The sequence below is a fragment of the Pseudomonas shirazensis genome, from assembly GCF_050496565.1.
In the GTDB taxonomy this organism is placed as follows: Bacteria; Pseudomonadota; Gammaproteobacteria; order Pseudomonadales; family Pseudomonadaceae; genus Aquipseudomonas; species Aquipseudomonas shirazensis_A.
Map to the genome: position 1 here is coordinate 15,678 of NZ_JBNWAE010000020.1, position 22,159 is coordinate 37,836.

Here is a 22,159-nt window from a genome sequence, read left to right on the forward strand (position 1 = left end):
CGCGCAAGGAGCCGGGCATGTTCCGACCCAAACTGTTGTTCACCAGCCTCGCCGCAATCGCCCTCGGTGCTTGCTCGCCGCAAGACCCGCAGGCCGTCACCTCGGCGGCAATCGCCAAGCAGGTGATCTTGCCGACCTACAGCCGCTGGGTCGAAGCTGACCGCCAGCTGGCCGCCAGCGCCCTGTCCTACTGCGAAGGCAAAACCACCCTGGACGCCGCCCGCGCCGACTTCCTCAACGCGCAAAAAGCCTGGGCCGAGTTGCAGCCTCTGCTGGTCGGCCCGCTGGCCGAAGGCAACCGCCCGTGGCAGGTGCAGTTCTGGCCCGACAAGAAAAACCTGGTCGGTCGTCAGGTCGAGCAACTGGTCAACGGCGACAAGCCGATCGACAACGAGACCCTGGGCAAGTCCAGCGTCGTCGTGCGCGGCCTGTCGGCCTACGAGTACATCCTCTTCGACAGCAAGCCGGACATCGCCACACCTGAGCAGAAGGCCCGCTACTGCCCGCTGCTGGTAGCCATCAGCGAGCACCAGAAGGCCCTCGCCGAAGAGATCCTCAAGGGCTGGAACAGCACCGACGGCATGCTCTCGCAGATGACCAAGTTCCCCAACCAGCGCTATGCTGACTCGCACGAGGCGATCGCCGATCTGCTCCGCGCCCAGGTCACCGCACTGGACACCCTGAAGAAAAAGCTTGGCGCACCGATGGGCCGCCAGAGCAAGGGCATCGCCCAGCCGCTGCAGGCCGAAGCCTGGCGCAGCCACTCTTCGATGAAGAGCCTGGAAGCCAGCTTGAAAGCCGCCCAGGCGGTCTGGGTCGGGGTCGACAACCGCGGCTTGCGCGGCCTGCTCGGCAAGGATCAGAGCGCCCTCGCCGACAAGATCGACACCGCTTATGCCAACGCGCTGAAGCTGCTGGCCGCAAACGACAAGCCCCTTGGCGAGTTGCTCGCAGACGACGCTGGCAAGCAGACCTTGAACGATATCTACGACAGCCTCAACGTGGTCCACCGCCTGCACGAAGGTGACCTGGCCAAAGCGTTGAACATCCAGCTGGGCTTCAATGCCAACGACGGTGACTGACATGCTGCGACGCCAGGCCCTGAAACTTGCCAGTATTGCCCTCAGCGCCCTGACCCTGGGCGGCTGGAGCCTGCTGCGCAACAAAGGCAGCGAGCCACTGCTGCTGTCCGCCCGTGACGATGCCGACGGCAAGCACTACGCCGTCGGCTATCGCCTAGACGGCAGCCAGGTGTTTGCCACCGAAGTGGGCCAGCGTTGCCATGCCATCATTCATCACCCGCAACAGCCGATTGCGCTGTTCGTGGCGCGTCGCCCCGGTACCGAAAGCTATCTGGTCGACCTGCGTGACGGGCGCTTGCTGCAAACCCTGACGGCGCAGCCCAACCGGCACTTCTATGGCCACGCGGTGATGCACAAGGATGGCGAGTGGTTGTACGCCACCGAGAACGACACCAGCGATCCTGGCCGTGGCGTACTCGGGGTGTATCGCTTCGACGGTGAACGCCTGGTGCACAGCGGCGAGATCTCGACCCACGGCATCGGCCCGCACGAGCTGGCGTGGATGCCCGACGGCGAAACCCTGGTAGTGGCCAACGGCGGCATCCGCACCGAGGCCGAAAGCCGGGTAGAGATGAACCTCAACGCCATGCAACCCAGCCTGGTGATGATGCAGCGCGATGGCACCCTGCTGTCCAAGGAAACCCTCGGCCAGCAGATGAACAGCGTGCGCCACCTGGCCATCGGCAGCGACGGCACCCTGGTCGCTTGCCAGCAGTTCATGGGCGCATCGGACGAGACCGCCGAGTTGCTGGCGATCAAGCGCCCGGGCGAACCGTTCCAGGCCTTCCCGGTGCCGGAGCGGCAATTGCAGTCGATGGCCCAGTACACCGCCAGTGTGGCCATCCACAGCGAGTTGCGGCTGGTCGCCCTGACTGCGCCGCGGGCCAACCGGCTGTTCATCTGGGACCTGGACACGGCAGCGATCAAGCTCGACGCACCGATGCCCGACTGCGCCGGCGTGGGTGCGGTGAAGGACGGTTTTGTGGTCACCTCCGGGCAAGGCCGTTGCCGCTTCTACGACTGCCGCAAGCCGCAATTGGTAGGCAAGCCACTCGAGCTGCCTTCCGGCTTCTGGGATAACCATCTGCATTTGGTGTGATCAGATAAAGCCGTCGGGTTGACGATTTCAGCAGCTACAGATTAACGAAGTACGGGATTGGCACACTGGCAACCTCCAGACCAACTACGCGACCCTCTTCGACCGGCCCGGGGCCCGCATACCATCGACATGCGCCCTGTAGGAGCGGCCTCGTGTCGCGAAAGGCCAGCGTAGCTGGCCCGGCATCCTTTACTGCTGCACAAATCCTGGGGCCGCTGCGCAGCCCTTTCGCGACACAAGGCCGCTCCTACAGAGACCGCGTGCGGTCGTTATCCGCGGGATGCCGCGATGGCGCCGTGGCCTAGTTTCCGACCGCCCCGGCACCCGCGCACCATCGACATGCGCGGTCACCTGTAGGAGCGGCCTTGTGTCGCGAAAGGCCAGCATCGCTGGCCCAGCAATATCGGCGGCGGAGCTGCAATCTGGGCGCGCTGCGCACGCCTTTCGCGACACAAGGCCGCTCCTACAGAGACCGCGTGCGCTCGATTTCGCCAGGCCGCGATTCTGCTGCGGCCTGGTGAAAAGAATGGATAAGTCTACATACTCGGTCATCCACCTCATTTGTCTCGCTTAACGATTTTAGATCAACGAACGACCCAATCGAGACCTACTTACTGAAAACCAGCGATACTCAGTGCATTCGCACGTGGGCAGGAACGCCCGTGGTCGTGCCTCAGCCATAACAATGACTACCTCCAGGGAAGTGGACCTATGCTGCGCCGGCGCATGCTGATCATGTTGGCCATCGTGCTGTTGATCGTGTTGATTCTGGGGGGCTACAAGGCCTTTTCGATCTATCAGCAGATCCAGATGTTTACCGCACCGAAACCGCCGGTCAGCGTTGCCGCCGCAACGGCTGAACAGCGCCCATGGCAGCAGCGCCTGCCGGCGGTCGGTAGCCTCAAGGCGTTGCAGGGTGTCGAGCTGAGCCTGGAGCAGGCCGGCACGGTGAAGTCGCTGCACTTCGAGTCCGGCCAGCAGGTCAAGCAAGGCCAGTTGTTGCTGCAACTGGACAGCGATCAGGAAGCCGCCCTGCTCGGCACCGCTCAGGCTGACCTGGGCCTGGCCAAGGTGGACTATGGCCGTGGTAGTCAGCTGGTTGGCGACCAGGCCATCTCTCGCGGCGAGTTCGACCGATTGACTGCGCAGTACCGGCGCAACCAAGCGGTGGTCGATCAGCTCAAGGCCTCGCTGGAGAAGAAGAGTATCAAGGCGCCGTTCAGCGGCACCATTGGCATCCGTCAGGTCGACATCGGCGACTTCCTCGCCAGCGGCACGGTGATCGCGACCCTGCAGGACCTGTCCAGCCTGTATGTTGACTTCAACATGCCCGAGCAGAGCCTGCCGCAACTGGCCCTCGGCCAAAAAGTGCTGCTGCAGGTGGCGGCCTTCCCCGGCCAGACCTTCACTGCCACGCTCAGCGCGATCAACCCCAAGGTCGACGAGAACACCCGCAACCTGCTGGTCCGCGCCAGCCTGGCCAACCCCGACGGCAAGTTGCTGCCGGGGATGTTTGCCAGCCTGCTGGTGCTGCTGCCCGATCCTCAGCCACAGGTGGTAGTGCCGGAGAGCGCCATCACCTACACCCTGTACGGCAACTCGGTATACGTAGTCAGCCCGAAACAGAGCGCAGACGGCCAGCCGGAAAACGCCGCCGACGGCAAACCGCAGCTGATTGCCGAACAACGCACCATCCGTACCGGCGAGCGTCGTGACGGTGTGGTGGTGGTCAGTGAGGGGCTCAAGGCCGGTGAACGAGTGGTCAGTGCCGGGCAACTGAAGCTGACTCCAGGCGCCGCCATCCAGATCACCGAGCAAGCGTCGACCACCCCAGCCAGCGCTCCGCGCGGCAACTGAGCAGGAGGCTGACATGGCGTTCACCGACCCGTTCATCCGCCGCCCGGTGCTGGCCAGTGTGGTCAGCCTGCTGATCCTGCTACTTGGCTTTCAGGCCTGGAGCAAGCTGCAGATCCGCCAGTACCCGCAAATGGAAAACGCCTTGATCACGGTGACCACCGCCTACCCCGGGGCCAACGCCGAGACCATTCAGGGCTACATCACCCAGCCGCTGCAGCAGAGCCTGGCCAGCGCCGAAGGCATCGACTACATGACCTCGGTGAGCCGGCAGAACTTCTCGATCATCTCGATCTATGCGCGGGTTGGCGCCAACAGCGACCGCTTGTTCACCGAGCTGCTGGCCAAGGCCAACGAAGTGCGCAACAAGCTACCGCAACAGTCCGAAGCGCCGGTGTTGAGCAAGGAAGCGGCAGACGCTTCGGCACTGATGTACATCAGCTTCTACAGCGAGCAGATGAGCAACCCGCAGATCACCGACTACCTGTCGCGGGTGATCCAGCCCAAGCTGGCGACCCTGCCGGGCATGGCCGAGGCCGAGATCCTCGGCAACCAGGTGTTTGCCATGCGCATCTGGATCGACCCGGTCAAGCTGGCCGGCTTTGGCCTGACTGCCAATGACGTCACCGATGCCGTGCGCCGCTACAACTTTCTCTCGGCCGCGGGCGAGGTCAAGGGCGAGTACGTGGTCACCAGCATCAACGCCACCACCGAATTGAAATCACCGGAGGCGTTTGCCGCATTGCCGTTGAAGACAGCCGGCGACACTCGGGTACTGCTTGGCGATGTCGCCCGGGTCGAGATGGGCGCAGAGAACTACGACACGGTCAGCTCGTTCGACGGCACACCTTCGGTATATATCGGCATCAAGGCCACGCCGTCGGCCAACCCGCTGGAGGTAATCAAGGAAGTGCGCCGGGTCATGCCGGAGCTGGAAGGTCAGCTCCCGGCAGGGCTCAAGGTGTCGATTGCCTACGACGCGACGCTGTTCATCCAGGCCTCCATCGACGAGGTGATCAAGACCCTCGGCGAAGCAGTGCTGATCGTCATCGTCGTGGTGTTCCTGTTCCTCGGCGCGCTGCGCTCGGTGTTGATCCCGGTCATCACCATCCCGCTGTCGATGATCGGCGTGCTGTTCTTCATGCAGACCATGGGCTACTCGCTGAACCTGCTGACCTTGCTGGCGATGGTGCTGGCGATAGGCCTGGTGGTAGACGATGCGATCGTGGTGGTGGAAAACATCCATCGCCATATCGAGGAAGGCAAGACACCTTTGGATGCGGCGCTGCAAGGCGCCCGCGAAATCGCGATACCGGTGGTGTCGATGACCATCACCCTGGCCGCGGTGTACGCGCCGATTGGTTTTCTCGAAGGCCTGACCGGTGCGCTGTTCAAGGAATTTGCCCTGACCCTGGCGGGTGCAGTGGTGATCTCCGGCATCGTCGCCCTGACCCTGTCGCCGATGATGTGCGCGTTGCTGCTGCGCCGCGAACAGAACGCCAGTGGCCTGGCACATCGCCTCGACCGGATCTTCGACGGCCTCAAGGTGCGTTATCAACGGCTGCTGCACGGCACCCTCGACAGCCGGCCGGTGGTGGTGGTGTTTGCCGTGATCATCCTGTGCCTGATCCCGGTGCTGCTCAAGTTCACCCAGAACGAGCTGGCGCCCGACGAGGATCAGGGCGTGATCTTCATGATCAGCAGTGCGCCGCAGCCGACCAACCTCGATTACCTGAACACCTATACCAATCAGTACACCGGGATCTTCAAGGGCTTCCCGGAGTATTACTCGTCGTTCCAGATCAACGGCTTCAATGGCGTGCAGAGCGGTATCGGTGGCTTCCTGCTCAAGCCGTGGAACGAGCGCGAGCGCAGCCAGATGGAGCTGCTGCCGCTGGTGCAGGCCAAGCTTGGCGAAATCGCCGGGCTGCAGATCTTCGGCTTCAACCTGCCGGCGCTGCCTGGCACTGGCGAAGGTTTGCCGTTCCAGTTCGTGATCAATACCGCCGGTGATTACCCGGCGCTGCTCGAGGTGGCCCAGCGGGTCAAAGAGCGCGCGCAGGCGTCCGGCAAGTTCGCCTTCCTCGACATCGACCTGGCGTTCGACAAGCCCGAGGTGGTGGTAGATATAGACCGGGCCAAGGCGGCGCAGATGGGCGTGTCGATGGACGTGCTCGGCGGCACCCTGGCAACGCTGCTCGGCGAAGGCGAGATCAATCGCTTCACCCTTGAAGGGCGTAGCTACAAGGTCATCGCTCAGGTCGAACGCGCCTACCGCGACAACCCCGACTGGCTCAACAGCTACTACGTGAAGAACGACCAGGGCCAACTGCTGCCGTTGTCGACCCTGATCACCCTGAGTGACCGTGCTCGACCGCGCCAGCTCAACCAGTTCCAGCAGCTGAACTCGGCGATCATTCAAGGCGTGCCACTGGTGAGCATGGACGAAGCGCTGGCGACGGTACGGCAGATCGCTGGCGAGGAAGCGCCAGAAGGCTTCTCGTTCGACTACGCCGGGGTATCGCGGCAGTTCGTCCAGGAAGGCAGCGCGCTGTGGGTAACTTTCGGCCTGGCGCTGGCGATCATCTTCCTGGTGCTGGCGGCGCAGTTCGAGAGCTTCCGTGATCCGCTGGTGATTCTGGTGACGGTGCCGTTGTCGATCTGCGGGGCCTTGCTGCCGTTGTTCCTGGGCCTGTCGAGCATGAACATCTACACCCAGGTCGGCTTGGTGACGTTGATCGGGCTGATTACCAAGCACGGCATTCTGATCGTCGAATTCGCTAATCAGCTGCGCAAGGACAAGGGGCTGGATGTGCGCGAGGCCATCGAAGAGGCAGCGGCGATCCGCTTGCGGCCAGTGCTGATGACCACGGCGGCGATGGTGTTCGGCATGGTGCCGTTGATTCTGGCGACCGGCGCTGGCGCGGTCAGCCGCTTTGACATCGGTATGGTGATTGCCACCGGGATGTCGATCGGGACGTTGTTTACGCTGTTCGTGCTGCCGTGCATCTATACGCTATTGGCGCACAAAACCGTTGCGCAGGAGGCGCAGGTAAGGCGTGTCTGAAGCACACGCTCCCTGCCGAATCGTCACTCGATCCGGCAGGCGGCGTTCACCTCAGCGACGTACCGGGCGTTTCTGCAGCTTGCGCTGCAAGGTGCGCCGGTGCATGCCCAGCGCCCGCGCCGTGGCGGAGATATTGCCTTCATGCTCGCCGAGCACGCGCTGGATGTGTTCCCACTGCAGGCGGTCTACCGACATGGGGTTTTCCGGCACCAGCGAATCCAGATCGGCGTGCTCGGACAGCAGCGCCGCCAGCACGTCATCGGCATCGGCCGGTTTGCACAGGTAATTGCAGGCGCCACGCTTGATCGCTTCGACTGCGGTGGCAATGCTCGAGTAACCGGTGAGGATCACCACGCGCATTTCCGGGTCCATCTCGAGCAGCTTGGGCAGCAGCACCAGGCCCGAGTCGCCGTCCATCTTCAGGTCCAGCGCGGCGTAGTCGGGCAGGTCGTTCTGGGCCAGGATCAGACCTTCCTCGGCCGACGACGCGGTGCTTACGCGGAAACCGCGGCGGCTCATGGCCCGGGACATGACCCGGGTGAAGGTGGCATCGTCGTCTACCAGCAACAGGTGTGGCAGCTCTTCGCCGTCGATCTGGGTTTCATCAGTCATCATTCATCTCCTCGCTTGCCACGGGGCAGGCGCAGCTCCGTAAGCGTGCCGCCCTGCTCATGACTATAGAGTTTCACCGAGCCGCCCGCACGCGTAACGCTGGCCTTGCTCAGAAACAGGCCAAGACCGAAGCCTTTGCCTTTGGTGGTAAAGAAGGGTTTGCCGATGGCCTCGGCAATGGCCGGCGGAATACCCGGGCCATGGTCGCGGATGCTGATGATGATGTCCTCAGCGCTCCAGTCCAGGCGCACTTCCAGGTCATCGGGGCAGGCATCGGCTGCATTGTTCAGCAGGTTCAGCAGCGCCTGGGTCAGGTCAGGCGGTGGCGTCAGTTGCGGCACCTCGCCATCGCGCAGGCGCTGGAAGCGGTAACTGGCTTCAGGGCGCATCAGGTGCCAGCGGTTGAGTGCTTCGTCGAGCCAGGCGGTAACGTCCTGCTCGACGATGGCCATGCGCCGGTTGGCCTCGGCGGCGCGCACCAGTTGCTGCAGGGTCTGTTTGCACAGCTTGACCTGGTCTTGCAGGATCGCCAGATCCTCCTGCAACTGCGGGTCGTGGTGGTCCTGGCGCATCTCGTTGATCAGTACGCTCATGGTCGACAGCGGCGTGCCCAGCTCATGCGCGGCGCCGGCTGCTTGCGTGGCAACGGCCAGCAGTTGCTCGTCGCGCAGGCTCTCTTCACGGCGCTCGCCACGCCATTGCTCCTGGCGGCGCAGCTCCTCGGCCATGCGTGCAGCAAAAAAGGTAATCACTGCTGCGGCCAGAGCAATACTCAGCCACATGCCGTAGACCTGCATGGTGTCGCGCGCCAGCGGCAGAGTCTCCAGCGGATAGAACTGCACCAGCAACAGGCTGTAGGCGACCAACGCCAGACCCGACAGCACCAGCGAATAGATCCACGGCAAGGTCACCGCAGCAATCGCCAGCGGCACCAGATAGTAGGACACGAACGGGTTGGTCGAGCCGCCCGAGTAGTACAGCAAGGCGCTGTGAATCAGCAGGTCACAGGCCAGCTGGAAGGCGTACTCGAGTTCGGTAACCGGCAGCGACAGGCGCAAGCGCAGGGCGGTGAAGGCGCACAGCAGCGATGACAGCGCCAAGGTCGCTGCCAGCGACAGCCAGGGCAGCGGCAGCAGTTCGGTCCAGTAGGCAACGCCCACCGAGCCGGCCTGGGCGGCCAGCACCAGGACCCGAATCACGGTCAGGCGCCAGAGGTTCTGACGGGTTGCAGACAACGGTTGTGCGGCAGCGAGCATGAGCTCTCCTGATGAGTGCTCCAGGGACATCGGCGAGAGTATACCCAAGCCGGGCCTTGCACTGCTGCGCTGCGGCAAAGCGCCACACTTTGTCACAGCTTGATGATGGCACTTTTGAACCCACTACACTGAAACCGGTCTTATGGGCCATGCGTGGCATGGATAACTGATCGCCACGCCTATTCTTCGCCAAGGAGTCACCTATGCATATCTCTCGTCGCAGCACTGCCCTGCTTCTTTCCTGCGGCCTGTTGGCCAGCCTCCCGGCGCTGGCTGAAGAGCCACGTTACAACCAGGTCTCGCTGCGCGCCGAAGTCAGCAAGGAAGTGCCCCGCGACCTGATGGTCGTGACCCTTTACAGCGAAGCCCAGAACAGCGATCCGGGCAAGTTGGCCAAGGACATTACCGAGACCATGAACAAGGCCATGCAGCAGGCGCGTCAGGTCAAGGAAGTGAAAATCAGCCAGGGCAGCCGCAACAGCTACCCGGTCTACGACGCCAAGGGCCAGAAGATCACCGCCTGGCGCGAGCGTGCCGAGCTGCGCCTCGAGAGCGCCGACTTCCCGACCCTGTCGAAGCTCACCGGCGAGCTGCTGCAGGACCTGAAAATGGGCGGCATGGACTTCTCCATTGCCCAGACCACACGCAAGACCAGCGAAGACGAGTTGCTCAAGGATGCAGTAAATGCCTTCAAGGCCCGCGCTCAGCTGGCGACCGAGGCCCTTGGCGGCAAGGGTTACAAGGTGGTCAACCTGAATCTGAACAGCAGCGGCTATCCGCGTCCCTACATGCGCAGCGCGCCTATGGCGATGAAAGCTATGGGGGCTGATGAGGCGGCAGTGGCGCCGGAAATCGAAGCGGGCACCAGTGAAGTCAGCATGAATGCTGATGGCTTGATCGAAGTGCTGATGCCTTGACGGGTTGATGTGCACTGTACATTAGGGGCCGCTTTGCGGCCCTTCGCGGGTGAACCCGCTCCCACAGGTTACGACGGCGCTGCAAAACCTGTGGGAGCGGGTTTACCCGCGAAGGACCGCAGAGCGGTCCCTTCTTACATAGCTGTAAGCCCTTTCCTACGCGCTTAAACGGCGCTTCCTCCTTGACACCCTCCCGTGCAACACATGGCAAAAAGCCGCCATCTTCGCCGCGCAAACGATCAACTTCGCCATTAATTACACCTAGGCGACATTATCGTACGGTCGTTCCACATTTCACCCGCCAGCTATCCCCCTCACTGTTGCATTGCCAATCCGCCGCGCTTAAAGATCGATGGGTCGGCTCACAAGGCCATCTCCGCTAAAAATGACAACAATGAGGCCATCATGCTCAAACATGCAGTCATTCCGCTTTTATTCGGCGCAGGTTTGCTCGCCGGAGCGCCGTCGGCCAGTGCCGCGAGCAACCTGGTGTTTTGTTCGGAGGGCAGCCCGGCGGGCTTCGATCCCGGCCAGTACACTACCGGCACCGATTTCGACGCATCGGCCGAGACCATCTTCAATCGCCTGAGCCAGTTCGAGCGCGGCACTACCAAGGTGATCCCAGGCCTGGCGACCAGTTGGGACGTGTCTGAAGACGGCAAGACCTGGACCTTCCACCTGCGCGAAGGGGTCAAGTTCCACACCACGCCGTATTTCAAACCGAGCCGCGACTTCAATGCCGATGACGTGCTGTTCACTTTCCAGCGCATGCTCGACAAGAACCACCCGTTCCGTAAGGCCTACCCCAGCGAGTTCCCTTACTTCACCGACATGGGCATGGATCGCAACATTGCCAGCGTCGAAAAAATCGACGAGCACAGCGTGCGCTTCACCCTCAATGAAGTGGATGCCGCGTTCATTCAGAACATGGCAATGAGCTTTGCCTCGATCCAGTCCGCGGAATACGCCGATCAACTGCTCAAACAGGGCAAGCCGGCCGACATCAACCAAAAGCCGATCGGCACCGGCCCGTTCGTTTTCAACAAGTATCAGAAAGACGCGCTGATCCGCTTCAAGGGCAACAAGCAGTATTGGCAGGCCGGTGAGGTCAAGCTCGACAACCTGATCTTCGCCATCACTACCGACGCCTCGGTGCGCATGCAAAAGCTCAAGCGCAACGAGTGCCAGGTCACGCTGTTCCCGCGACCGGCCGACATCGAGCCGCTCAAGGCCGACAAAGACCTGAAGATGCCTGACCAGGCGGGCTTCAACCTGGGCTATATCGCCTACAACGTGATGGACCAGATCAAGGGCAGCAACCAGCCCAACCCACTGGCCCAGCTCAAGGTTCGCCAGGCCCTGGACATGGCGGTGAACAAGCCGCAGATCATCGAATCGGTGTACCAGGGCGCCGGCCAGCTGGCAGTCAATGCCCTGCCGCCGACCCAGTGGTCTTACGACAGCAGCATCAAGGACGCCCCCTACGACCCGGAAAAAGCCAGGCAGTTGCTCAAGGAGGCCGGCATCAAGGAAGGCACCGAGATCACCTTGTGGGCCATGCCGGTGCAGCGCCCATACAACCCCAACGCCAAGCTGATGGCCGAGATGCTCCAGGCCGACTGGGCCAAGGTTGGCATCAAGGCCAAGATCGTCAGCTATGAATGGGGTGAGTACATCAAGCGCTCCAAAGGCGGCGAACAGGGCGCCATGCTGATCGGCTGGAGCGGTGACAATGGCGACCCGGACAACTGGCTGGGCACCTTGTACGGCTGCGATGCGGTCGACGGCAACAACTTCTCCAAGTGGTGCTACAAGCCCTACGACGACCTGATCAAGCAGGCCAAGGCCACCCCTGACCAGGCCAAGCGCAGCGAGCTGTACCAACAGGCGCAGCACATCCTCAAGGAGCAGGTGCCGATTACCCCGATCGCTCACTCGACGGTGTATCAGCCGATGCGCAGCACGGTCCAGGACTTCAAGATCAGCCCCTTCGGCCTCAACTCTTTCTACGGTGTAAGCGTCGCCAAATAACCCCGCCAAGCCCACTGCCAGCCCTTGGCAGTGGGCGCTGTAACTAGCCCATCGGACGCTTCCCCTGCCTCCGTGGGAAATTCCCTACAACCTTTGGGGAAAGCACAACCTGTTGCCCCCTTCCCTCCCGACGTAACGTCAGGAACGAGCAATTGCTGCCGTTCCAGCGCCCCGCTGCGGCTGACATTGGATGAGGAGAAGGATCTGCCATGCGCCATATTCCGCTGTATTCGGTTGTATTAGGGCTGGGCCTGCTGACCCAGGCATCGATCAGCCACGCCAACAGCCTGGTGTTCTGTTCCGAAGGCAGCCCGGCCGGCTTTGACACCGCCCAGTACACCAGCGCCACCGACAATGACGCCGCCGAACCGATCTACAACCGCCTGGTCGAGTTCGAGCGCGGCGGCACCGCAGTGCAACCGGCGCTGGCCGAAAGCTGGCAGGTCAGCGACGACGGCCTGCATTACACCTTCAAGCTGCGTGCGGGGGTGAAATTCCACACCAGCCCGACCTTCAAGCCAAGCCGCGACTTCAATGCCGATGACGTGCTGTTCACCTTCCAGCGCATGCTCGACCGTCAGCACCGCTTCCGCCTGGCGTACCCCAGCGAGTTTCCCTACTTCGTCAGCATGGGCCTGGACAAGAACATCGCCAGGATCGAAAGCAACGATCCGCTGAGCGTCAGCTTCACCCTGAACAGCGTCGATGCAGCGTTCATCCAGAACATCGCCATGAGCTTCGCCTCGATCCTCTCCGCCGAATACGCCGAGCAACTGCTCGCCACCGGCCGCCCGAGCGACATCAACCGCAAGCCCATCGGCACCGGCCCGTTTGTGTTCAGCAAGTATCAGAAGGACTCGCAGATCCGCTACAAGCGCAACGCGCAATACTGGGCGCCTGAGCACGTGCAGCTGGACAACCTGATCTTCTCGATCAACGTCGACCCGTCGGTGCGGATGCAAAAGCTGCGGCGTAACGAATGCCAGGTGACCCTGAATCCAAGGCCAGCCGACCTGCCGATGCTCAGCACCGACGACAACCTGAAGGTGTTGAGCATGCCGGGCTTCAACCTCGGCTATATCGCCTACAACACCCAGCACGCGCCGTTTGACCAGTTGCAGGTGCGTCAGGCCATGGACATGGCGGTCAACAAGCAGGCAATCCTGCAGGCGGTGTACCAGGATGCCGGGCAACTGGCCGTCAATGCCATGCCGCCGACGCAATGGTCCTACGACACCAGCATCAAGGACGCACTGTACGACCCGGCCAAGGCCAAGCGCCTGCTGGACGAGGCCGGGGTCAAGCCCGGCACCGAAATCACCCTCTGGGCCATGCCCGTACAGCGCCCTTACAACCCTAACGCCAAGTTGATGGCAGAGATGCTCCAGGCCGACTGGAACAAGCTCGGCTTCAAGGTGCGCATCGTCAGCTACGAGTGGGGCGAATACGTCAAACGGATGAAAAGTGGCGAGCACGATGTCGCCCTGATCGGCTGGACCGGCGACAACGGCGACCCCGATAACTGGCTGGGCACGCTATACAGCTGCGCCGCCATCGGCAGCAACAACTACTCGCGCTGGTGCGATCGCGAGTACGACCAATTGGTCCTGCAGGCCAAACAGATCACCGACCCGGCCCAGCGCAGCGTGCTGTATCAAAAGGCCCAGCAGCGCCTCAAGCAGCAGGTACCGATTACCCCGGTAGCCCATTCGACGGTCAACCAGCCGCTCAGCACTCGGGTCCAGGGCTTCAAGGTCAGCCCATTTGGCCGCAATGACTTCACTGGCGTCAGCGTCGATTGAGCCGCTGCGCCCGCCCTCTTCGCGGACACCCCGCGTCCTCCGGCAACACCGCAACCACCCCGCGCTCACAAGGCGCGGCGATAACTAGAAAAAGACAATGGAGCTGTAGCCATGAAACTACCCGTAACCACTGCACTGGCACTGTCGCTAGGTGCGTTCTGCACGGCCGCCCAGGCCGACACCCTCGGCGATGAGTTCTTCACTCTGAAGCTCAGGCCCAGTGCCCAGGCTGACGCCAGCGGCTTTTTCGACGGGCAAAGCGTCACCGGCAGCACCCGCAACTGGTATGCCCGCGAACGCGCAGCACGCGCGCCGCTGTGGAAGTACAGCAAAAGCGACGGCAGCCGCCACGACACGCACAGCCGCAGCAACTGGCTGCAGGGCAGCATCCTCAACTACAGCTCGGGCTTCACCCAGGGCACCGTCGGCTTCGCCGCCGAAGTCGCGGCCTACAACGCTGTAGCCCTGGAGCGCGACCGCCGCTCGGTGGCCGGCCCCAACAACCGTACCTTGACCCACCGCAATGGCGACCCACTCGACCAGTGGAGCAAAGCCGGCTTGGCCAATATCTAGGCGCGGGTATCCAACACCACACTGACCGCTGGCCGCCAGTCGCTGGACACACCGATGCTGGCCACCATCGGCAACCGTGCCCTGCCCTCGAGCTTTCAAGGTGTCAGTCTGCACAGCGCCGAGTTCGACAAGCTCTCGTTCGACTTCGCCAGCTTCGACCGAGTCTTGCCGCGTACCGAACAAAGCTTGAGCAAGTTCCGCAGCGAGTATGGCGCTGCCGGCCTGGAAACCGACCGCGCCAGCACCGTCGGCCTCAACTATCAGCCGCTGCCCAACCTGAGCACCAGCCTGTACGCGGCCAAGGTGGAAGACTTCTGGAACCAGTACTACTTCGGCGCCAACCATGTGCTCGGTGACAGCGCAAACCTGAGCCTGACCAGCGCCCTGCACTACTACAAAACCAAGGACGAAGGGCGCAAGAAGCTCGGCGAAATCGACAACGATACCTACAGCCTGTCGCTGGGCCTGACTCATCAGGCGCACAGCCTGACGGCGTCCTGGCAGCAGGTCATGGGCAACGAGTATTTCGACTACCTGCATGAAACCAACGGCATCTACCTGGCCAACTCGTTGCTCTCGGACTTCAACGGCCCCAACGAGAAGTCGCTGCAACTGGCCTATGTCCTGAACATGGCCTACTACGGCGTACCGGGGCTCAAGTTCAACCTGTACAACGCCCGCGGCTGGGGCATCGACGGTACTCACTACCGCGGCACGGCCTACGACGTGCGCGGCCTGGACGGCGAGACCCACTACGAGTGGGGTGTCGGCAGTACCTACGTGCTGCAAAGCGGCCCATTGAAAGACACCAGTGTCCGCGCTACCTACACCACCCACCGGGCCAGCAAGGCGCAGTCCGACGGCAGCCTGGATGAGCTGCGTATCGTCACCACCATCCCTTTCAACATCCTTTAACCGTTGCCGCCGCGGCTCGCTGAGGCCGGTCGTGGCGGCTACGCTGGATCATTCATAGCAGGGAGGTTGCATGACATCTCTATCCCTACGCGCTGCCCTGGCAGCCCTGTTGACTCTCGCCGCAGCGGCAAACGTCGCGGCCAAGCCGCTGGTGGTATGCACCGAGGCCAGCCCGGAAGGCTTCGACATCGTCCAGTACACCACCGCGGTGACTGCCGACGCTTCGGCCGAGACCGTGTTCAACCGGCTGGTCGACTTCAAACCCGGCACCACCGATATCCAGCCAGCGCTGGCCGAGCACTGGGAAGTCAGTGCCGACGCCCTGACCTACACCTTCCACTTGCGCCCAGGAGTCAAATTCCACAGCACCGATTACTTCACGCCAACGCGCGAGTTCAACGCCGATGACGTGCTCTGGAGTTTTCGCCGCCAGCTCGATCCGAACCACCCCTGGCACAGCAAGACCAGCGTTGGTTATCCGTACTTCGAAAGCATGGCGTTCAGCAAACTGATCAAGTCGGTCGAGAAGACCGATCAGCTCACCGTGGTCTTTACCCTCAATCGTCCCGAAGCGCCGTTCCTGCGTGACCTGGCCATGGCCTTCACCTCGATCTACTCCGCCGAATATGGTGATCAGCTGCTCAAGGCCGGCACCCCCAACCTGCTCAACAGCAAGCCGATCGGTACCGGTCCGTTCATCTTCCAGCGGTATCGCAAGGATGCTCAGGTGCGCTACAAGGCCAACCCGGAGTATTTCCGCGGCAAGCCGCCGGCCGACCCGCTGATCTTCGTGATCGCCACCGACAACAATGTGCGGGTCCAGAAACTGCGCGCCAACGAATGCCAGGTCGCGCTGCATCCCAAACCTGACGATGTGCCTTTGATCAGGCAGGACAAACGCCTGAAGGTGGCAGAGCTGGAAGCGCTGGTCACCGGCTACATCGCCATGAATACCCAACGCAAATACCTCAGCGATGTGCGCGTGCGCCGCGCGATCAACCTGGCCTTCGACCGCCAGGCGCATGTGGACCAGCTGTTCGGCAAAGGCAACGCGCTGGTGGCGGTCAACCCTTATCCGCCAAGCATGCCCGGCTTCAATACCGACAATCACAACCCACCTCGCGACCTGGACAAGGCCCGCGCGTTGCTGGCAGAGGCAGGTGTGCCGCCCGGCACCGTGCTCACCCTGTTCACGCGCAACGGCGGCGGCCCGACCAACCCCAACCCGCGCTTGTCTGCCGAGATGCTCCAGGCCGACCTCGCCCGGATCGGCATCAAGCTGGAGATCCGCGTGATGGAGTGGGCTGAGATGCTGCGCCGGGCGAAAAATGGCGAGGCCGACCTGGTCTCCACAGGCTGGGGCAGCGACAACGGCGACCCGGACAACTTCCTTACTCCGCTCCTCAGCTGCGATGCGGCCAAAAGCGGCGAGAACTATGCACGCTGGTGCAACTCTGAGTTTCAGGCACTGATCAGCCAGGCGCGCACCGTGATCGACGAAGATCAACGGGCAAACCTCTATTTCAAGGCCTTGGCGGTGTACGATGACGACCAACCCTGGATCAGCATGGCCCATCCGAAAATGTTCACGGCCATGCGTGCGAATGTGGAGGGTTATCAGCTCAACCCTCTGACCAACAACAACTTCGCCACAACCCGGGTGGAGTAGCACGACAACAATGACCGCTGGCAGCCTGCACGGGAGCCGGCGGCGCAATCCGGACCAGCCGCCCCGATGGCGGGCTGGCCGGCTGATGAGGTACACCAAGCATGTTGAGTTTTATTGCCCGACGTCTGGGCCTGCTGATTCCGACATTCTTCGGTATCACCCTGCTGACCTTTGCCCTGATTCGCCTGATCCCCGGCGACCCGGTCGAAGTGATGATGGGCGAACGCCGGGTCGACCCTGAAATGCATGCCCAGGCCATGGAGCGGCTGGGCCTGAACAAGCCGCTACCGGTCCAGTATCTGGACTACATCGGCAAGCTCGCCCAAGGCGACCTGGGTGAATCGCTGCGCTCGCGCGAAACTGTCTGGAGCGAGTTCACCACGTTGTTTCCGGCGACCCTCGAGTTGGCCCTGGCGGCGCTGTTCTTCGCCGGCGTTGTCGGTTTGCTCGCCGGGGTGATCGCCGCACTCAAGCGCGGCTCGCTGTTCGATCACGGGGTGATGGGGCTTTCTCTGGCCGGCTACTCGATGCCGATCTTCTGGTGGGGCCTGATCCTGATCATGTTCTTCTCGGTAAGCCTGGGCTGGACGCCGGTATCCGGGCGCATCGACCCGTTGCTGGATATCGAACCACGGACCGGCTTCATGCTCATCGACAGCCTGCTCAGTGACGAAGAAGGCGCGTTCAAGGATGCGCTCATGCACCTGATTCTGCCGGCCATCGTGCTGGGCACCATTCCGCTGGCGGTGATAGCGCGCATGACCCGCTCGTCGATGCTCGAAGTGCTGCGCGAGGACTACATCCGCACCGCCCGCGCCAAGGGCCTGTCGCAAGCGCGGGTGGTGTTCGTGCATGGCCTACGCAATGCGCTGATCCCGGTACTGACCGTATTCGGCCTGCAGGTCGGCGCTTTGCTGGCGGGCGCGGTCCTGACCGAAACCATCTTTTCCTGGCCGGGCATCGGCAAATGGCTGATCGAAGCCATCGGCGCCCGTGACTATCCCGTGGTCCAGAATGGCATCCTGCTGATCGCCTGCCTGGTCATTCTGGTCAATTTCGTCGTGGATATTCTCTACGGCCTGGCCAATCCACGTATCCGTCACCAGCGCTGAGGCCACGTCATGAGCAGTAATACACGCAACACCGTGACCGCGCCCAGCCCGGTCGATCAAAGCCTGCTGTACCCGTCACCGTACAAGGAATTCTGGCAGGCGTTCGCCCGCAACAAGGGCGCGGTCGCCGGCCTGGCGTTCATGACCCTGGTGGTGTTCTGCGCGCTGTTCGCGCCATGGGTTGCGCCGCACAGCCCGAGCGAGCAGTACCGCGACTTTCTGCTGACCCCGCCGGTGTGGCTCGAAGGGGGTACCTGGCAGTTCATCCTCGGCACCGACGAGCTTGGCCGTGACCTGCTGTCGCGACTGATACAGGGCGCGCGCCTGTCGCTGCTGATCGGCCTGTCATCGGTGGTGATTTCGCTGATCCCGGGCGTGCTGTTTGGCCTTTTGGCCGGGTTCTTCCCGCGCATTCTCGGGCCGTCGATCATGCGCCTGATGGACGTGATGCTGGCCCTGCCTTCGCTGCTGCTAGCAGTGGCCATCGTCGCGATCCTTGGCCCTGGCCTGATCAATACCGTGATCGCCATCGCCATCGTTTCGCTGCCGGCCTACGTGCGCCTGACCCGCGCCGCGGTGATGGGCGAACTCAACCGCGACTACGTCACCGCTGCCCGCCTGGCCGGCGCCAGCCTGCCGCGGCTGATGTTCGTCACCGTGCTGCCCAACTGCATGGCGCCGCTTATCGTGCAGGCGACCTTGAGCTTTTCCTCGGCCATCCTCGACGCCGCAGCGCTGGGCTTTCTGGGCCTGGGTGTACAACCGCCAACGCCTGAGTGGGGCACCATGCTCGCTTCGGCCCGCGACTACATCGAACGCGCCTGGTGGGTGGTGAGCCTGCCCGGTTTGACCATATTGCTCAGTGTGCTGGCAATCAACCTGATGGGCGACGGCTTGCGCGATGCGCTGGACCCGAAACTTAAGAACGCCGCCTGAGGACCACGCCATGTCACTATTGCAGATCAAAAACCTCAACGTGCGCTTCGGCGATGCCTCGGCAGTGCCGGTGGTAGATGGCCTGGACCTGGCGGTGGATGCTGGCGAGATCGTCGCCATCGTCGGCGAGTCCGGCTCGGGCAAGTCGGTGACCATGATGGCCCTGATGGGCCTGATCGACGCTCCCGGCTGGATCACCGCAGACACCATGAGCTTCGCCGGCACCGACATGCTCAAGCTCAGTGGCCGGCAGCGGCGCAAGATCGTCGGCAAGGACATCGCGATGATCTTTCAGGACCCGATGACTGCGCTCAACCCAAGCTACACGGTCGGCTTCCAGATCGAAGAAGTATTGCGCCAGCACCTCGGCCTGAAAGGCAAAGCGGCCCGGCAACGGGCCCTGGAGCTGCTCGAAAAAGTCGAGATTCCGGCTGCCGAAAGCCGCTTGCAGGCCTACCCGCACCAGCTATCGGGCGGCATGAGCCAACGGGTGGCGATTGCCATGGCCATCGCCGGCGAACCCAAGCTGCTGATCGCCGACGAGCCAACCACGGCGCTGGATGTGACCATTCAGGCGCAGATCATGGAGCTGCTGGTCAACCTTCAGCAAGAGCGCAACATGGCGCTGATCCTGATCACCCACGACCTCGCCGTGGTGGCCGAAACTGCCAAGCGAGTCTGCGTGATGTACGCCGGCCAGGCGGTTGAAGTGGGCCAGGTGCCGCAACTGTTCGACGTGCCCGCGCATCCCTACAGCGAAGCCTTGCTGGCGGCGATTCCCGAGCACAGCATCGGCGCCGAACGCCTGGCCACCCTGCCCGGCATCGTCCCCGGCCGCTATGACCGGCCGCAGGGCTGCCTGCTGTCGCCGCGCTGCCCGTATGTGCGCGACAACTGCCGCACGCAGCGACCAGCGCTTGAGCCCAAGAGCCAGAGCCTGGCGCGCTGCCTCTATCCACTGAACCAGGAGGTGGCGTGATGACTGCCGTACTCAGCGCACGTGACCTTACCCGCCATTACCAGGTGTCTCGCGGCCTGTTCAAGGGCCATGCTCTGGTGCGGGCGCTCAATGGCGTCTCGTTCGAACTTGAAGCGGGCCAGACCCTGGCGGTGGTCGGCGAGTCGGGTTGCGGCAAGTCGACCCTGGCCCGCGCCCTGACCTTGATCGAAGAACCCACCGCCGGCTCATTGCAGATCGCCGGCACCGAAGTCACTGGCGCCAGCAAGGAGCAGCGCAAGCAACTGCGCCGTGATGTGCAGATGGTGTTCCAGAGCCCGTATGCCTCGCTCAACCCGCGGCAGAAGATTGGTGACCAGTTGGCCGAGCCATTGCTGATCAATACCTCGTTGAGCAAGCAAGAGCGCCGCGAGAAGGTCCAGACGATGATGCAGCAGGTTGGATTACGACCGGAGCATTACCAGCGTTATCCGCATATGTTCTCGGGTGGTCAGCGCCAGCGCATTGCCCTCGCCCGGGCGATGATGCTACAGCCCAAGGTGCTGGTGGCGGATGAGCCGACATCGGCGCTGGATGTGTCGATCCAGGCCCAGGTGCTGAACCTGTTCATGGACCTGCAGAAGGAATTCAACACCGCTTACGTGTTCATCTCGCACAACCTGGCGGTGGTGCGGCATGTGGCTGATCAGGTGCTGGTGATGTATCTGGGCAGGCCTGCGGAGATGGGGCCGAAGGCGGACATCTATGACAAGCCGCTGCACCCTTATACCCAGGCGTTGTTGTCAGCGACGCCGGCGATTCATCCGGATCCGTTGAAGCCGAAGATTCGTATTGTGGGTGAGCTGCCTAATCCGTTGAATCCACCGGATGGTTGCGCCTTTCACAAGCGTTGTCCGTATGCCACGGAGCGGTGCAGCAAGGAGGTGCCGGCGTTCAGGCAGGTGGGGACGCGGCAGGTGGCGTGTCATTATGCGGAGCAGTTTCTTTAGATGGCTGGGGGCTGCTTTGCAGCCCTTTCGCGACACAAGGCCGCTCCTACAGCGACCGCGCATATCCTGAGGATGGCGCGGTCGGTGTAGGAGCGGCCTTGTGTCGCGAAAGGGGCGCAAAGCGCCCCCAGGTTTTATCAGTGCATAAAGATCGCAATCAAAATGATCACAGGGATCGGTACCCCAATCATCCAAAGCAGAATCGAGCGCATGGTAGTTCTCCTGGTCAGTTCAGTTGATTAGCGAATCGGCGCGCTGTTGGTGTGAACGGTACGGCGACCGACATACGCCGCATCGTCGACGTCGATCCAGCGAGCCTGATCACGCTGACGGCCACCAAACAGAGCAGCAAGGCAGGCGAAGAACGCGCCGCAGAGCAGGCCGATGAAGGTCCACAGAGCGGTCCAGGCAGCGACCTTGGCGGCGGTATCAGCGGCTTCTTGAGCAGCTACCTTGGCTTTCTGTGCATCCTGCTGCACTTCGGTATAGATCTGGTCAACGCGAGCTTCAGCTTCTGCCTGAGTCAGGCGAGTACGCTGAGCGACCAATTGCGCCAGGTAGGCACGGTCATCAGCAGACAGAGCACCATCGTTGCTTACTGCGCGCGCAATCACGCGACCGGCAACTGCGGTGGCTGCGTCGTCAGTAACAGGCGCTGGACCTTCACTGCGGAACAGGCTGTCGGTGTAGTAACCCATTGGGTCGGCGTCAGACTTGCCAACTACAGCGGTCGCAGCGGTAGCAGCGCCACCCACTGCAGCTGCACCGGCCTGCGCGCCAGCACTGAGGACGTTGCCGAGCATGCTGACGATCAGCACTGCGGTTACCAGAGTCGCCACAGCCCAGGCCAGGAAGCCATGCGCGGTGTCGCGGAAGTACACTTCATCAGCATGCAGGTTGGCCCATTTGACTCGCAGGCGACCGGCAATATAGCCACCGGCGCCCGAAGCAATGATCTGCGTGAGCAGCAGCCAGATGATGGTCGAGATACCCAGCGCCTTGGCACTGGCACCCTCATGGGCCCATGGCGAAGTTGCAGCGAAGCCCAGGCCCGCGCCCAGGATCATCAGGATCAATGAGAGTGCCGCAGCAGCAGCGGCACCGGCGAAGATCGCCGCCCAGGACACGCCCGAATGGTTCGAGGCATCGGCGACAGTGGGTGATAGCTCGGCAGTGGTAATCATGTGGCAGCGCCTTTTGTAGTTAGCAACGGATCCGTTTGCTTGCACTTGCACTAGTGCAGACGCTGTGCCAATTGCGACAAAAAATTACATCTATATAAATCAA

Annotated in this window: 15 protein-coding genes and 1 pseudogene; 13 read left to right on the top strand and 3 right to left on the bottom strand. The window is 62.4% G+C overall.

The annotated features are described in order from the left end of the window. Positions 1-17 precede the first annotated feature (17 nt). From ACQZ2L_RS22340 to ACQZ2L_RS22355, 4 genes are all read left to right on the top strand, one after another. The gene (locus ACQZ2L_RS22340; RefSeq protein ID WP_430327897.1) at positions 18-1,082 is read left to right on the top strand and encodes an imelysin family protein; all 1,065 of its coding nucleotides are present in this window, start codon (positions 18-20) and stop codon (positions 1,080-1,082) included. 1 nt (position 1,083) lies between these two features. Next, entirely contained in the window at positions 1,084-2,181 is a 1,098-nt protein-coding gene (locus ACQZ2L_RS22345; RefSeq protein ID WP_430327898.1) for a DUF1513 domain-containing protein, read from the top strand. A 711-nt stretch (positions 2,182-2,892) separates the two neighbouring features. Beyond that, positions 2,893-4,038, top strand: a complete 1,146-nt coding sequence (locus ACQZ2L_RS22350) for an efflux RND transporter periplasmic adaptor subunit (protein ID WP_430327899.1) — start codon at positions 2,893-2,895, stop codon at positions 4,036-4,038. A 13-nt stretch (positions 4,039-4,051) separates the two neighbouring features. Next, the gene (locus tag ACQZ2L_RS22355) at positions 4,052-7,102 is read left to right on the top strand and encodes a multidrug efflux RND transporter permease subunit (RefSeq protein ID WP_430327900.1); all 3,051 of its coding nucleotides are present in this window, start codon (positions 4,052-4,054) and stop codon (positions 7,100-7,102) included. 51 nt (positions 7,103-7,153) lie between these two features. Here the strand turns inward: ACQZ2L_RS22355 and ACQZ2L_RS22360 are convergent, their stop codons facing one another. Both ACQZ2L_RS22360 and ACQZ2L_RS22365 read right to left on the bottom strand, forming a co-directional pair. Continuing rightward, the gene (locus ACQZ2L_RS22360) at positions 7,154-7,714 is read right to left on the bottom strand and encodes a response regulator transcription factor (protein WP_314878001.1); all 561 of its coding nucleotides are present in this window, start codon (positions 7,712-7,714) and stop codon (positions 7,154-7,156) included. Continuing rightward, complete coding sequence (locus tag ACQZ2L_RS22365) at positions 7,714-8,970, bottom strand: ATP-binding protein (protein WP_101316761.1); 1,257 nt, start codon at positions 8,968-8,970, stop codon at positions 7,714-7,716. Before ACQZ2L_RS22365 ends, ACQZ2L_RS22360 begins: the two co-directional genes overlap by 1 nt. Before the next feature lie 203 nt (positions 8,971-9,173). Between ACQZ2L_RS22365 and ACQZ2L_RS22370 the strand changes: the two genes are divergently transcribed. From ACQZ2L_RS22370 to ACQZ2L_RS22410, 9 genes and pseudogenes are all read left to right on the top strand, one after another. Next, positions 9,174-9,887 (top strand): SIMPL domain-containing protein, encoded by a 714-nt coding sequence (locus ACQZ2L_RS22370; RefSeq protein ID WP_312390960.1) that lies wholly within the window; start codon positions 9,174-9,176, stop codon positions 9,885-9,887. A 405-nt stretch (positions 9,888-10,292) separates the two neighbouring features. Then, the gene (locus ACQZ2L_RS22375) at positions 10,293-11,918 is read left to right on the top strand and encodes an ABC transporter substrate-binding protein (RefSeq protein WP_430327901.1); all 1,626 of its coding nucleotides are present in this window, start codon (positions 10,293-10,295) and stop codon (positions 11,916-11,918) included. Between the two features lie 209 nt (positions 11,919-12,127). Continuing rightward, entirely contained in the window at positions 12,128-13,720 is a 1,593-nt protein-coding gene (locus ACQZ2L_RS22380; RefSeq protein WP_430327902.1) for an ABC transporter substrate-binding protein, read from the top strand. Positions 13,721-13,831: 111 nt separating this feature from the next. Continuing rightward, positions 13,832-15,208, top strand: a pseudogene (locus tag ACQZ2L_RS22385) (OprD family porin). Positions 15,209-15,278: 70 nt separating this feature from the next. Beyond that, complete coding sequence (locus tag ACQZ2L_RS22390; RefSeq protein WP_430327903.1) at positions 15,279-16,877, top strand: ABC transporter substrate-binding protein; 1,599 nt, start codon at positions 15,279-15,281, stop codon at positions 16,875-16,877. Between the two features lie 101 nt (positions 16,878-16,978). Then, positions 16,979-17,989, top strand: coding sequence for an ABC transporter permease subunit (locus tag ACQZ2L_RS22395; RefSeq protein WP_430327904.1), 1,011 nt, complete (start codon positions 16,979-16,981; stop codon positions 17,987-17,989). Positions 17,990-17,998: 9 nt separating this feature from the next. Further along, on the top strand, positions 17,999-18,925 hold the full coding sequence (locus tag ACQZ2L_RS22400; protein ID WP_181108495.1) for an ABC transporter permease subunit: 927 nt from the start codon (positions 17,999-18,001) through the stop codon (positions 18,923-18,925). 10 nt (positions 18,926-18,935) lie between these two features. Next, positions 18,936-19,904: an ABC transporter ATP-binding protein gene (locus ACQZ2L_RS22405; protein ID WP_430327905.1), complete on the top strand. Its 969-nt coding sequence runs from the start codon at positions 18,936-18,938 to the stop codon at positions 19,902-19,904. Continuing rightward, a complete protein-coding gene (locus ACQZ2L_RS22410) occupies positions 19,904-20,872 on the top strand; it encodes a peptide ABC transporter ATP-binding protein (protein WP_430327906.1) in 969 nt (322 codons plus the stop codon). The genes ACQZ2L_RS22405 and ACQZ2L_RS22410 overlap by 1 nt, the downstream gene beginning before the upstream one ends. Positions 20,873-21,111: 239 nt before the next feature. Here ACQZ2L_RS22410 and ACQZ2L_RS22415 read toward each other — a convergent pair whose 3' ends face one another. Continuing rightward, positions 21,112-22,056, bottom strand: coding sequence for a hypothetical protein (locus ACQZ2L_RS22415; RefSeq protein ID WP_430327907.1), 945 nt, complete (start codon positions 22,054-22,056; stop codon positions 21,112-21,114). Between the last annotated feature and the right edge of the window lie 103 nt (positions 22,057-22,159).

Coding starts and splice junctions, on each gene's coding strand:
- ACQZ2L_RS22395 (WP_430327904.1), top strand. CDS start 16,979: ATGTTGAGTTTTATTGCCCGACGTCTGGGCCTGCTGATTCCGACATTC.
- ACQZ2L_RS22415 (WP_430327907.1), bottom strand. CDS start 22,056: ATGATTACCACTGCCGAGCTATCACCCACTGTCGCCGATGCCTCGAAC.
- ACQZ2L_RS22375 (WP_430327901.1), top strand. CDS start 10,293: ATGCTCAAACATGCAGTCATTCCGCTTTTATTCGGCGCAGGTTTGCTC.
- ACQZ2L_RS22370 (WP_312390960.1), top strand. CDS start 9,174: ATGCATATCTCTCGTCGCAGCACTGCCCTGCTTCTTTCCTGCGGCCTG.
- ACQZ2L_RS22390 (WP_430327903.1), top strand. CDS start 15,279: ATGACATCTCTATCCCTACGCGCTGCCCTGGCAGCCCTGTTGACTCTC.
- ACQZ2L_RS22345 (WP_430327898.1), top strand. CDS start 1,084: ATGCTGCGACGCCAGGCCCTGAAACTTGCCAGTATTGCCCTCAGCGCC.
- ACQZ2L_RS22360 (WP_314878001.1), bottom strand. CDS start 7,714: ATGACTGATGAAACCCAGATCGACGGCGAAGAGCTGCCACACCTGTTG.
- ACQZ2L_RS22410 (WP_430327906.1), top strand. CDS start 19,904: ATGACTGCCGTACTCAGCGCACGTGACCTTACCCGCCATTACCAGGTG.
- ACQZ2L_RS22340 (WP_430327897.1), top strand. CDS start 18: ATGTTCCGACCCAAACTGTTGTTCACCAGCCTCGCCGCAATCGCCCTC.
- ACQZ2L_RS22380 (WP_430327902.1), top strand. CDS start 12,128: ATGCGCCATATTCCGCTGTATTCGGTTGTATTAGGGCTGGGCCTGCTG.
- ACQZ2L_RS22355 (WP_430327900.1), top strand. CDS start 4,052: ATGGCGTTCACCGACCCGTTCATCCGCCGCCCGGTGCTGGCCAGTGTG.
- ACQZ2L_RS22350 (WP_430327899.1), top strand. CDS start 2,893: ATGCTGCGCCGGCGCATGCTGATCATGTTGGCCATCGTGCTGTTGATC.
- ACQZ2L_RS22405 (WP_430327905.1), top strand. CDS start 18,936: ATGTCACTATTGCAGATCAAAAACCTCAACGTGCGCTTCGGCGATGCC.
- ACQZ2L_RS22400 (WP_181108495.1), top strand. CDS start 17,999: ATGAGCAGTAATACACGCAACACCGTGACCGCGCCCAGCCCGGTCGAT.
- ACQZ2L_RS22365 (WP_101316761.1), bottom strand. CDS start 8,970: ATGCTCGCTGCCGCACAACCGTTGTCTGCAACCCGTCAGAACCTCTGG.